The organism is Polaromonas naphthalenivorans CJ2 (assembly GCF_000015505.1).
In the GTDB taxonomy this organism is placed as follows: Bacteria; Pseudomonadota; Gammaproteobacteria; order Burkholderiales; family Burkholderiaceae_C; genus Polaromonas; species Polaromonas naphthalenivorans.
On record NC_008781.1, the window covers coordinates 4267046 to 4278435 of the forward strand.

At 65.6% G+C, this 11390-nt stretch carries 10 protein-coding genes; 7 read left to right on the top strand and 3 right to left on the bottom strand.

Going from position 1 to position 11390, the window contains the following annotated elements:
• Positions 1 to 24 precede the first annotated feature (24 nt).
• Positions 25 to 1227 carry an MFS transporter gene (locus PNAP_RS19940; RefSeq protein WP_011803361.1) on the bottom strand — a complete coding sequence of 401 codons (1203 nt, stop codon included), beginning with the start codon at positions 1225 to 1227 and terminating at the stop codon, positions 25 to 27.
• 148 nt (positions 1228 to 1375) lie between these two features.
• On the opposite strand from PNAP_RS19940, the gene PNAP_RS19945 reads away from it, so the two are divergent.
• On the top strand, positions 1376 to 2263 hold the full coding sequence (locus PNAP_RS19945) for a LysR substrate-binding domain-containing protein (RefSeq protein ID WP_011803362.1): 888 nt from the start codon (positions 1376 to 1378) through the stop codon (positions 2261 to 2263).
• Complete coding sequence (locus tag PNAP_RS19950) at positions 2260 to 3423, top strand: DUF3616 domain-containing protein (RefSeq protein ID WP_041376844.1); 1164 nt, start codon at positions 2260 to 2262, stop codon at positions 3421 to 3423. Before PNAP_RS19945 ends, PNAP_RS19950 begins: the two co-directional genes overlap by 4 nt.
• 288 nt (positions 3424 to 3711) lie before the next feature.
• Here PNAP_RS19950 and PNAP_RS19955 read toward each other — a convergent pair whose 3' ends face one another.
• Complete coding sequence (locus tag PNAP_RS19955; protein ID WP_011803364.1) at positions 3712 to 3948, bottom strand: hypothetical protein; 237 nt, start codon at positions 3946 to 3948, stop codon at positions 3712 to 3714.
• Between the two features lie 146 nt (positions 3949 to 4094).
• Here PNAP_RS19955 and PNAP_RS19960 point away from each other — a divergent pair, with 146 nt between their 5' ends.
• Entirely contained in the window at positions 4095 to 5369 is a 1275-nt protein-coding gene (locus tag PNAP_RS19960) for an amidohydrolase family protein (RefSeq protein WP_011803365.1), read from the top strand.
• Between the two features lie 74 nt (positions 5370 to 5443).
• Here the strand turns inward: PNAP_RS19960 and PNAP_RS25945 are convergent.
• Positions 5444 to 6576 (bottom strand): IS630 family transposase gene (locus PNAP_RS25945; protein ID WP_086000545.1). Its coding sequence is split into 2 segments (ribosomal slippage): positions 5444 to 6144 and positions 6144 to 6576, totalling 1134 coding nucleotides; the frame shifts between segments, so codons are not numbered across the junction.
• A gap of 70 nt (positions 6577 to 6646) precedes the next feature.
• On the opposite strand from PNAP_RS25945, the gene PNAP_RS19975 reads away from it, so the two are divergent.
• The 4 genes from PNAP_RS19975 to PNAP_RS19990 all read left to right on the top strand — a co-directional run bounded on the left by PNAP_RS19975 (position 6647) and on the right by PNAP_RS19990 (position 11377).
• Positions 6647 to 7507, top strand: coding sequence for an abortive infection family protein (locus tag PNAP_RS19975; RefSeq protein WP_011803366.1), 861 nt, complete (start codon positions 6647 to 6649; stop codon positions 7505 to 7507).
• Between the two features lie 125 nt (positions 7508 to 7632).
• Entirely contained in the window at positions 7633 to 9105 is a 1473-nt protein-coding gene (locus PNAP_RS19980; RefSeq protein ID WP_011803367.1) for an RNB domain-containing ribonuclease, read from the top strand.
• Positions 9106 to 9228: 123 nt separating this feature from the next.
• Entirely contained in the window at positions 9229 to 9504 is a 276-nt protein-coding gene (locus tag PNAP_RS19985) for a YkvA family protein (RefSeq protein ID WP_011803368.1), read from the top strand.
• Between the two features lie 256 nt (positions 9505 to 9760).
• Positions 9761 to 11377, top strand: a complete 1617-nt coding sequence (locus PNAP_RS19990; RefSeq protein WP_011803369.1) for a ShlB/FhaC/HecB family hemolysin secretion/activation protein — start codon at positions 9761 to 9763, stop codon at positions 11375 to 11377.
• Positions 11378 to 11390 lie beyond the last annotated feature (13 nt).

Sequence of the window (11390 nt, forward strand, 5' to 3'; positions counted from 1 at the left end):
AAGCGCTGGAATGGCTGAAGCAGCTCAATGCGCTGGCGCCGTGCCGGGCGTCGCAGCGCGCGCCGGCACGCCTTCCCGGTCATCGAGCCGGCCGCTCCAGTACGTGAGCGCCAGCGCACCCAGCACCACCAGCGCACCAATCCACGGCGTGTGCATCACGCCCAGGTGCGTCACCACCAGTCCGCCGGCCCAGGCCGCAAAGGCGATGCCGAGGTTGAAGGCGGCGATGTTCAGGCCCGAGGCCACATCGACCGCCTGCGGCGTGTGGCGCTCGGCCTGGCGCACCACGTACACCTGCAGGCCCGGCACGTTGCCGAAGGCCACGGCGCCCCACAGCAGCACGGTGGCAACCGCCAGGTAGGGATGCGGCGCGGTGAAGTTGAACACCAGCAGCACGGCGGCCAGCAGCGCGAAGATGATCTTCAGCGCGGCAATCGGCCCCTTGCGGTCGGCCAGCTTGCCACCCCAGATATTGCCGGCCGCCACCGACACGCCGTATACCAGCATGACCCAGCCGATGGCGCTGGCGCCAAAACCCGACTGCTGCAGGATGGGCGCCAGGAAGGTGAAGGGAATGAAGGAGCCGCCGTAGCCGACGGCCGTGGTCGCATACACCAGCAGCAGGCGCGGCTGGGCCAGCACCTTGAACTGCTGCGCCAGCGATGCCGGCGGCGTGTGTTTGATGCTGCGCGGAATGAACAGCAGGCTGGTGGCAAAGGCGATGGCGCCCAGCGCCGACACGGCCAGGAAGGTCTCGCGCCAGCCGAAATGCTGGCCGATGAAGGTGCCCAGCGGCACGCCGGTGACCAGCGCCACGGTCAGGCCGGTGAACATGATGGCAATCGCGCTGGCGGCCTTTTCCTTGGGCACCAGGCCGGTCGCGATGGTCGAGCCAATCGAGAAGAACACGCCGTGCGCCAGGCCCGTCAAAATGCGCGCGGCCACCAGCGAGTTGTAGCCCGGCGCCTGCCAGGCCAGCAGATTGCCCAGCGTGAACAGCGCCATCAGCGCCAGCAGCAGCGTCTTGCGCGGCAGCTTGCCGGTCAGCGCGGTCAGCACCGGCGCGCCGATGGCGACGCCCAGCGCGTACAGGCTGACCAGCAGGCCGGCCGATGGCAGGCTGACCTGCAGGTCGGCGGCCACGGTGGGCAGCAGGCCGACGATGACGAACTCGGTCGTTCCGATGGCAAAGGCGCTGATGGTCAGCGCCAGAAGGGCAATGGGCATGAAGGGGCTCCGGCGTCAAGAACAGGTGAAAAAATGGGGGGAAGCCCGGAGTTTGCGCGCCAGACCTTTGCAGAAAAAGCCCGTCCTGGTCAGAATACAGTTGACTCGCAAGCAACAATCTCCTTCTCATACACGCAACACAGGCAACATGCAGATCACCATTGAAGAACTCCTGGCCTTTCGCACCGTGGTGGACAGCGGCACCATCACCGCCGCCGCCGACCAGCTGGGGCAAACCGTTTCGGGCATCAGCCGGGCGCTGGGCCGGCTGGAGAAAAAGCTCGGCACCACGCTGCTGCGCCGCACTACGCGGCGGCTGGAGCTGACCGAAGAGGGGCAAATATTCCTGCTGCGCAGCCGCGCCATCCTGGGCGCGCTGGACGCGGCCGAGGACGAGCTGGCGGCGCGGCGGCAGGCGCCTGCCGGCCTGCTGCGGGTCAATGCCGCCACACCCTTCATGCTGCACGCCATCGTGCCGCTGGTGCCCGAGTTCAGCCGGCTGTTTCCCAGGATCAGCCTGGAGCTGAACACCGACGACCTCAACGTGGACCTGCTGGCGCAGCGCACCGACATCGCCATCCGCATCGGCGAGCTGCGCGACTCCACGCTGCATGCCCGGCCGCTGGGCGCCAGCCGGCTGCGCGTGTTGGCCAGCCCGGCCTACCTGGCGGCGCACGGCCGGCCCAAGTGCGTGGCCGATCTGGCAAGCCATCAGCGCATCGGCAACAGCCAGCTGTCGTCCCTCAACCAGTGGCCGCTGCGCGGGCCGCACGGCGACAGCTATGCCGCCGCGCCGACCCTGAGCGCCTCCAGCGGCGAAACCATGCGCCACCTGGCGCTGGCCGGCATGGGCGTGGTCTGCCTGGCCGACTTCATGACCGAAACCGACCGCCAGCGCGGCGACCTGGTCCAGCTGCTGGCACGCGAGACGGTCGAGAGCCGGCAGCCGGTCAACGCCGTGTACTACCGCAACACCGCGCTGTCGTCGCGCATCACGGCCTTCCTGGATTTCATCGCGGCGCGGATGCCGCCTTGAGTCATGCGCTGATTGCCACCGGCCAGGGCGTGGGCTACAGTGTTTTGATGCACTCAACACTTTCCCCATGGCGGCTGGTTCATCTGGCGCTGCTTGCGTCTGCCTTGGCCTTGAGCGCTGGCGCCAGCGCGCAACCGGCGCCGCCCAGCCTCCAGCCCGACAGCGGGCCGTGGAAAAGCGGCGCGGGTTTTGACTTTGACCTGGGCAAGAAAAAACTGAAGAAAACCCGCCAGTCGGTCAGCGGCATGGCCTGCAACCTCGATGCCCGGCAGCAGCGCGTTTGCCTGGTGGTTTTTGACGAAGGCGCGCAGGCCCGCTATGCATCCGTGGGCGACAAGGCATTGACCCCCGCTGCCGAACCCGTGGTGCTGCGCGCCACGGCCGACGAGCTGGATGCCGAGGGCGCGGCCACGGACGGGCGGTATTTCTACGTCACCGGTTCGCACTCGGCCAAACGCAACGACTGCGCCAGCAACCCCGGCAGCCGCCATGTGCTGCGCTTCAGGCTGGACCCGGCCACCGGCCGCGCCAGCCGCGCGCAGGCGGACTTTGCCGACAGCGGCCGGCTGTGGCCGATCATGCAGGCGCAGCCCGAACTGGCACCCCACGTCGGCGAGCGCAAATGCCTGGGTTCCGAAGCCCCTCCCGAGGCGCCCAGGCTGGCCGGCCAGCAAGGCGTGAACATCGAGGGCCTGGCGGTGCAGGGCGGGCGGCTCTACTTTGGCTTTCGCGGCCCGGTGTCAAAGGGCGTGGCCCAGGTGCTGGCGGTCGATGCCGACGCGCTGTTCGACCCCCAGGCGGCCCGCGACCCCAAGGCGACGATCACCCGCCTGGCGCTCGGCCCCAACCGGGGCATTCGCGACATGGTGGCCGTCAAGACCGGGTTGCTGCTGCTGGCCGGGCCGGACGACAGCAGCGCCAGCCAGGGCGCGGGCTGGACGGTGGCGTGGTGGGACGGCAAAACCGCCGCAGGCAGCGTGGTGCAGCCCAGGGTTCTGGCAGCGCTGGACCTGAGCGGCGTGAAATTGCGCAAGTGCGACAAGGAACTCAAGCCCGAGGCCATGACGGTGCTGGAAGAAACGCCTGCGGCCTACAAGCTGCTGGTGCTGTCGGATGGCCTGTGCGACGGCGGGCCGCTGGCCTTCACGGTGGCGCGCTGAAATTGCTCCTGAAACAATAGCTGTCAATGCACACGGGTATTGCGCAAACAGCATTTTTTAATGCTTTTTTCGATAACTACGCATGGCATCCAATGGTTTGGCTCCTTCCCCCGCTGGGGGAAGGCGGGGATGGGGGCCAGCCAAGCCAGCCCAGTTTGTCAATCCATTGCCCGGCGCGGCACCCGGAAAATCCGGCCCGCATACATTTCAGCCCTGCGCCAAGTGCCGCAGAGCCCCCATCCCGGTCTTCCCCCAAAGGCGGGAAGGAGAAAACCGGGGGCCGCGCTTTCAGCCCCAGGCCAGCAATGCGGCGCTGACTGCCGCTTCATCGAGCACGGCAAACGTCATGTTGTGCCGCCCGGTCAGCGGGCCGCCGCCCGGAACCAGCTGGCCGTCCGCGTCATGGCCCAGCGCCTTGAACTTCCACACAGAACCAATCAGCTTGAGGTTGCCAACGCATTCGCCCTGGCTGGTCAGGACACGAACCACCTGGTCGTTCACGCGGTGCAAGGTCAGTGGGTTCATGGTGGTGGGTCCGGTCGGTTCGTCTTTTTAAAGGCCGGGGCAGAGTTTAGCGACCGGCGCAAGCCGGAATCCACAACCGGGATTCAGGAGAAGCGCAGAGCCAGTTAATCTCAGGACTCGGTGAACCCTTATCGCAAAGGTTGAATATGCTTGATCTACTCGTCAAAAACGCCAGCCTGCCCGATGGCCGGACCGGCATCTCAATGGCCGTGCAGGATGGCCTCATCACCGAGGTCGCGCCCGGCCTGGACGCCCCGGCGCACGAGGTCATCGACGCGCGGGGCTACTTGCTGAGCCCGCCCTTCGTCGATGCCCATTTCCACATGGACGCGACCCTGAGCTACGGCCTGCCGCGCGTCAACGAAAGCGGCACGCTGCTCGAAGGCATCGCGCTGTGGGGCGAACTCAAACCCCTGCTGACAGCCGACGCCATCATCGAGCGCGCCCTCGCCTACTGCGACTGGGCCGTCGCCAAGGGCCTGCTGGCGATTCGCAGCCATGTCGATACCAGCGACCCCAGCCTGCTGCCGGTCGAGGCGCTGCTGGAGGTCAAGCGCCGCGTGGCGCCCTACATCGACCTGCAGCTGGTCGCCTTTCCGCAAGACGGCGTGCTGCGCTCCAAAGGCGGCATGGAGAACCTGAAACGCGCACTGGACCTGGGCGTGGACGTGGTCGGCGGCATCCCGCACTTCGAGCGCACCCTGGCCGAAGGCGCGGCCAGCGTCAGGCTGCTGTGCGAAATCGCGGCCGAGCGCGGCAAGCTGGTGGACATGCATTGCGACGAGAGCGACGACCCGCTGTCGCGCCACATCGAGACGCTGGCCTTCGAGGCGCAACGCCTGGGATTGCAAGGCCGCGTCAACGGCTCGCACTGCACGTCGATGCATTCGATGGACAACTACTACGTCAGCAAGCTGCTGCCCTTGATTGCCGAAAGCGGCGTCAGCGTCATCGCCAACCCGCTGATCAACATCACGCTGCAGGGCCGGCACGACAGCTACCCGAAACGGCGTGGCATGACCCGCATTCCCGAGTTGCTGGCCGCCGGCGTGAATGTCGCCTTCGGCCACGACTGCGTGATGGACCCGTGGTACGGCATGGGCAGCGGCGACATGCTCGAAGTCGCGCACATGGGCCTGCATGTCGCGCAGATGACCAGCCAGCAAGGCATTCGCGCCTGCTTCGACGCGGTGACGGTGAATGCGGCGAAGGTGATGCACCTGAAGGGCTACGGCCTGGCGCCGGGCTGCGACGCGAGCTTCGTGCTGCTGCAGGCGCGCGATGCGGTGGAGGCGATTCGTTTAAGGGCTAATCGGTTGAAGGTTTGGAGGAAGGGGACGCTGGTGGCGGAGACGCCGGAGGTGGTGGCTCGGTTGCAGGTGGCAGGGCGGCCGGAAAAAATTAGCTTCTCGCATCCATAAAACCATCTGACAAGTTCCTTTTTTCCAGTGAGGTGCAACGCCGCACTGGCCATAACCAGACAGCTAGTGTCTCGTCATGAGGAAGTTGTCGGGTAAAGGCGTTTTAGCTTGATGCGGGCATCCTTGGTTGTGAATTGCCAGTTGACTTTGGCCTGAAGGTTGTCGCGGCGGGCCTGCCAGGCAGCGACTTCGCTGCGCACGGTCTCGATGCTGTCGATGCGCCGGCTCAGGCACTGATCCACCATAACGTTGATTTCGATCTCGGCCATGTTCAGCCAGCTGCCGTGCTTGGGCGTGTAGACGAACTCGAAGCGGTCCCACAGCGCCTTGGCCTGCTCGGGGGAAAACGCCTCGTACAGTGAGCCCGGGGTGTGGGTGTTGAGGTTGTCCATCACGAGTGTGATGCGCTCGGCGTCGGGGTAGCTGGCGGCAATGTCCTGCACGAACACCGCCCAGTCCGTTTTGGTCCGCCGCTCAGTGACCTTGGTTAGGCGCCGCCCGGCCAGCGGCTCGCTAGCCATGAACACGTTGCACACGCCGCAGCGTTCGTATTCGTAGTCATGGCGCTCGGGCCGCCCGGGCGCCGCTGCAATAGGCTCGCGGGTCTCGCGAATGAGCTGGCGAGGCGTCTCATCCATGCACACCACGGGGTGCTTCGCGTCCATAGGGCGGCTGTAGATGTCCAGCACCTTTTCCATGGCGGCCACGAAGGCGGCGCTCGCTGGCGGCGCGATCACCCAGCCGACTTTCCTCCAGGGTTTGAGTTCGTTTTTTTGAGAGCCCGCCGCACCGTCTCATGGGACACGGTGTCGATATATTCCAGTTCGACCAGCCGGTCAGCCAGCAGCCGTAGCGACCAGCGGGCCTGGCCTTCGGGCGGCGCCGAGCAACTCAGCGCCAGCAGCTGCGCCTCCAGGCGGCCATCGATCTTCAGGTCGTACTCGCACCTGGAGGGCTGGCGGTTCAGCGTGAGGTCCAGGCCTTCGAGGACAAACTTCTTCTTGATGCGGTCCACCTTGCGCTCACTCACGCACAGCATGGTTGCGATGTCACACGTGCGAGCGCGTTCGGTTCGCCCTCCTGATTGGTCACAGTTGAGCAGTATCAAGGCATTGATGACTTTGGACGCTGCGTGGGTGCCTTTGCCTGCAATGCCCTGCAGCTCGGCTCTTTCTGGCTCGGATAACGTGACTTTGTAATGTTCCATCCCCCATTGTCCACGTCACATAGCTCATGACGCGACACTAGACTCCACCAAAATCACTACTCTCATATTCATGAATAAACAGATACCGTCATCCTTGATAGCCATCGTGTCAGACCTTGTCTCCTCACACGAAACACATGCAAGCCTTGACAGTTTGTTTATGTATGCAGAGGCTTCAGGCGAGCCGCCTGAAGGCAGCAAGCACGTCAAGGCGCAAGAGTGGCTACGTCATACAAATAAAGTCCATCCCGAACCTTTGGCGGTCCTTGGGAAGATCATTTGCGGCTACATAGAAGACCCTGTAATGGCAGCTGACTTCAAGGTGTCCGAGTGGATCGCAGAGCATGAATCCGTCATCAAGAAGCGCGAGAACGTGCGCAAGATTGAAGTTGTTCTAGCCAGGAACGGTCTTCAATATCGGATTGGAGGCCTGCTTACGACTGGAGGCATGGCGCCAAGCAAAACCCTTGGGGAGCTTATCAAAGGCAGAGAGATGCCAGCTATCCACCGCGAGTTTGATCGAGCCATGGAAACGGTGACTGGTAAACCGCGCGAAGCTGTATCCGCCGCGTCAAACATTCTGGAGTCAATCTTCAAAATCTATATCGAGGACAACAACCTGCGCATGCCGGAAAAGCAAGACCTGCAACCTGTTTTCAAGGTGGTGCGGGCAGACTTAGGACTCGATCCTGGCAGCGTCGAGGATCAGGACTTGCAACGAATCATCAGTGGCTTGTTCTCGATTGTTGACGGCATTGGTGCGCTGCGTACGCATGCCGGGAGCGCACACAGCGAAGGACGCAAAGGCTACAAATTGGAACCCCGCCACGCACGTTTAGCCGTAAATGCCGCTCACACGGTCGCTACATTTGTAATGGAAACTTGGGACAAGAAAGAGTCGGCGAAATCAGGGCATGTCGGCCAGAGTTAATTTTCGAATTACGCAACAAGCCTACCTAGAGTTGCCTTCCCAGCCGCATCCGGTCGGTGAACTGGGCTTGGCGGCCGGAGACACAGCCAGCGGGTAAAGTGAATCAACTCAACCACGGGCATCCCATGAACCCCATCAACCTCCACCAGATCGCCGTCGAAGCCATGCGCGCCCGGGGCCTGCTGCCCGCCTTTGCGCCGCAGGCCTTGCAAGAGGCCGAGGACGCGCGCCAGACCAGCCCTGAGCGCGACGGCGCCATCCGCGACCTGCGCCACCTGACCTGGTTTTCCATCGACAACGACGACACGCGCGACCTGGACCAGTTGAGCGTGGCCGAGCCGCTGTCCGCCGGCAGCACGCGCCTGCGGGTGGCGGTGGCCGACGTCGACACCCTGGTGCGGCCCGGTGGCGCGGTGGATGGCCATGCGGGCGCCAACACCACCTCGGTGTACACGGCGGCCGGAGTGTTCCCGATGCTGCCCGAAGTGCTGTCCACCGACCTCACCTCGCTGCACGAGGGCCAGGAGCGGCTGGCGGTGGTGGTCGACATGCAGGTCGCGGCCGACGGCACGGTGCCGGCCTCAAGCGTCTATCGCGCATGGGTGCTCAACCGCGCCAAGCTCACCTACGACGGCGTCTCGGCATGGCTCGACGGCACAGCGCCAGCGCCGCCGCAGATCGCCAGCGTGCCGGGGCTGGAGGACCAGCTTCGCCTGCACGACGCGCTGGCCGGTCAGTTGCGGCAATGGCGCCAGACGCGCGGCGCGCTCAATGTCAGCACGCTGTCCGCGCGCCCGGTGTTCGATGGAAACGGGCAACTGGTGGACCTGCGCGCCGACAACAAGAACCGCGCCAAGGACCTGATCGCCGACCTGATGATCGCGGCCAACGGCGCGACGGCGCGGTATCTGGCGGACCAGGGTTTCCCGTCGCTGCGGCGGCTGCTGCAGGCGCCGCGCCGCTGGGACCGCATCGCCCTGCTGGCCTCTAGCCACGGCGTGCAGCTGCCGGCAACGCCCGATCCGCTGGCGCTGGACCGCTTCCTGAGCGCGCGCCGGCTGGCCGACCCGGCCGGTTTCGCCGACCTGTCGCTGGCGGTGGTGAAGCTGCTGGGCTCGGGCGAGTACGCGGCCGCGCCCGCTGTGGCGAACGGTGCTGCGGCTGCAACGGGATTGGGGCACTTCGGGCTCGCGGTGAACGACTACGCGCATTCCACCGCGCCCAACCGGCGCTTTCCCGACCTGGTGACCCAGCGCCTGCTGAAGGCCGCCATCGCGGGCGAGGCGCCGCCCTATTCGGCCGGGCAGCTGGCCGAAATCGCCCAGCATTGCACGCTGCAGGAGGACAACGCCAGCAAGGTCGAGCGCCAGGTGCTCAAGGCGGCGGGCGCCTGGCTGCTGCACGGGCGCATCGGCGAGGTCTTCGACGCCATCGTCACCGGCGCGGCGCCCAAGGGGACGTTCGTGCGCATCGGCAGCCCGCTGCTCGAAGGCCGGGTGGTGCGCGGCTTCGAGGGGCTGGACGTGGGCGATGCGGCGCGCGTGCGGCTGCTGGCGGTGGATGCGGAAAAAAGCTATATCGACTTCGAGCGCGCCTGAGTTGCGCGCACGGTTCGGCCGGGCGGAATGTAAAGTCCGGTGAAAAGCCCTTGCAGCCGCCCCGGCCAGCGCCATCTGGTCCGGGCAAGGCCCGCCGGGGGCCGACTTCTCAAGGAATCCGCCATGTTCAAACGCCTGACCCTGCTGTGGACCGTGCTGCGCGGCGACGCGCGGCAACTGTGGTTCGCGCTGCGCCACCCGGACGCGCCGGGCTGGCTAAAGCTGGGCACCGCGCTGATCGCGCTCTACCTGTTCTCGCCGATTGACCTGATTCCCGACGTGCTGCCGGTGATCGGCGTGGTCGATGACCTGGTGCTGGTGCCGCTGGCGATTCGCTGGCTGCTCAAACGCCTGCCGCCGGAGATTGCGCAGGCAGCGGCCAGCCGCCGCGCCGGCTGAGGCGAAGCGCTTCAAGCGCTTGGCACTGTGGCGTTGACAGGTTCCCTTCGGGGACACCCGCACTCGGGCGCCCCCAGAACGATTCGCGTGGGTTGCTGACGCGGAATCTGGCGCGCGGCGGGCCTATTGAGTCCGACACGTTTTGGTACAGCATGCAACAATTGGCAATTGTTTCCCCCGCCACTGGTTTGCGATCAAGTTCTCCCCTGCGGCTTTTCGCAATGCTGGATCGCCACTCGACCGAACTGTCAACCCCATGAAAAAAACCCAAGATGGGACGCGAGCACGCGCTGCCCGCGCGCTCTTTATCGTCGCTGCCTTGTCAGCGGCCGCATTTGCCGCACAGGCGGCCGATGTGGAGACCAGCAGCGGACCGCGTTTTGCCATCTCGCGCTTCGCCGTGGAGGGAAACAGCGTGCTGCCTGCCGCCGAAGTCGAACGGCTGCTTGCCGACTTCGCCGGCGCTGATCGCAGCTTTGGCGACGTGCGGCGCGCGGTGCAAGCGCTGCAGCAGGCTTACCGCCAGCGCGGCTACAGCGGGATCCTCGTGCAGTTGCCCGAGCAGGAACTTGCCCAGGGCGTGGTGCGCGTTCAGGTGATCGAGCCGCGCATCGGCCGCGTAAGCGTGCAAGGCAATCAAGTATTTTCGACCGCCAACATCCGCGCCAGCCTGCCCGCGCTGCGCGAAGGCACCCAACCCAACATCCGGGACATTTCGGCCAGCCTGAAGGTGGCCAACACCAACCCGGCCAAGCAGCTCACCCTGGCGCTGCAGGGCGCCGAGCAGCCTGATGCGGTCGATGCCGTGATCAGCGTGACGGAAGACAAGCCCTGGCGGATCGGGCTGAACGCCGACAACACCGGCAGCACCGAGACCGGCCGCACGCGCCTGGGCGTGCTTTACCAGCACGCCAACCTCTGGGACCTGGACCACGTGATGACCCTGCAGTACACCACCTCGGCCGAAAAGCCGTCGAAGGTGAGCGTGTTTGGCGTGGGCTACCACGTGCCGCTGTATGCGCTGGGCGACTCGATGGATTTCTTCGCCAGCCACTCCAACGTGGACTCCGGCACGCTGACGGCCGGTGTGCTGGACCTGCAGGTCAGCGGCAAGGGCACGGTCTTCGGTGGGCGCTACAACCACAATCTGCCGCTGTGGGGTGACCTGAGTTCCACGCTGATCTACGGCGTGGACTGGCGAGCCTACAAGAACGACATCGACCTCGGCGGCTTCCAGCTGGGCGACGATGTCACGGTCCATCCGCTGTCGCTCAGCTATTCCGGCCAGCTGAGCCTGCCTTCGGCCCTGCTGGGCCTGCAGTTGACGGGCTTGCAGAACATCCCTGGTGGCGCGAACGGCCAGGACGCGGATTTCAGCCGCCAGCGCGCGGGCGCATCGGCCAGCTACCGCGTGTTGCGCTACGGCGTGGGCTACAACCGGCAGATGGAAGGCGACTGGCAATTGCGCCTGCAGTTCAACGGCCAGGCGACCCGGGCAGCGCTGGTGCCCGGCGAGCAGTTCGGCGCCGGCGGAGCCGGTTCGGTACGCGGCTTCCGGGAGCGTGAAGTCGCTGGCGACCAGGGCCAGTTTGCCAGCGCGGAAATCCAGTCTCCCAACTGGTGCCCGGCCACTGCGGCCATCCCGGTGCAGTGCCGCGCGCTGGCCTTCGTCGATGCCGCCCACGTTTCGCGCAACAAGGCCCTGCCGGGCGAAGAGCAGCGCACGTCCATCTCCAGTGCCGGCCTGGGGCTGCGCTTTGCCCTGGACCGGCGTGCCAGCCTGCAGGTGGACTACGGCCGCGTGCTTGACGGCGGCAGCACCCGCGCGGCCGGCGACAGCCGGGTGCACGTCGCCCTGACTCTTTCCTATTGACTGACCCAAGGAC

Coding starts and splice junctions, on each gene's coding strand:
- PNAP_RS19940 (WP_011803361.1), bottom strand. CDS start 1,227: ATGCCCATTGCCCTTCTGGCGCTGACCATCAGCGCCTTTGCCATCGGA.
- PNAP_RS19945 (WP_011803362.1), top strand. CDS start 1,376: ATGCAGATCACCATTGAAGAACTCCTGGCCTTTCGCACCGTGGTGGAC.
- PNAP_RS19955 (WP_011803364.1), bottom strand. CDS start 3,948: ATGAACCCACTGACCTTGCACCGCGTGAACGACCAGGTGGTTCGTGTC.
- PNAP_RS19960 (WP_011803365.1), top strand. CDS start 4,095: ATGCTTGATCTACTCGTCAAAAACGCCAGCCTGCCCGATGGCCGGACC.
- PNAP_RS19975 (WP_011803366.1), top strand. CDS start 6,647: ATGAATAAACAGATACCGTCATCCTTGATAGCCATCGTGTCAGACCTT.
- PNAP_RS19980 (WP_011803367.1), top strand. CDS start 7,633: ATGAACCCCATCAACCTCCACCAGATCGCCGTCGAAGCCATGCGCGCC.
- PNAP_RS19985 (WP_011803368.1), top strand. CDS start 9,229: ATGTTCAAACGCCTGACCCTGCTGTGGACCGTGCTGCGCGGCGACGCG.
- PNAP_RS19990 (WP_011803369.1), top strand. CDS start 9,761: ATGAAAAAAACCCAAGATGGGACGCGAGCACGCGCTGCCCGCGCGCTC.